The organism is Paraburkholderia sp. RL18-085-BIA-A (assembly GCF_046027075.1).
Lineage (GTDB): Bacteria > Pseudomonadota > Gammaproteobacteria > Burkholderiales > Burkholderiaceae > Paraburkholderia.
The window spans coordinates 1-266 of record NZ_JARESU010000710.1; the positions used below are offsets into that span (position 1 = coordinate 1).

Consider the following 266-nt stretch of genomic DNA (forward strand, 5'->3'; position numbering starts at 1 on the left):
CCAGAACGGTAGTGCGACGAACGCGAGCATCTGCGACGTGAACGACGCGATCGACGTGCAGATTGACAGCGCGAAGACCGGGATGCGCATCAGGTCGACGGGCAGGAGCGGCGCCGGTTGCGATAGCTGGCGCTTCACGAAGAAATAGCCAACGACGGACGCCATCGTCAATTCCGCAACGATGAACGCGCCGCGCTCACCGTAGCCGAGCCCATCCGCGGCCATGATCAGCAGCCCGAACACACAGGCATTCATCAGCGCGCTCA

Annotated in this window: 1 pseudogene; it reads right to left on the reverse strand. The window is 62.8% G+C overall.

The features are described from left to right. Positions 1 to 266: pseudogene (locus P0D89_RS54500) on the reverse strand (MFS transporter); the annotation flags it as partial.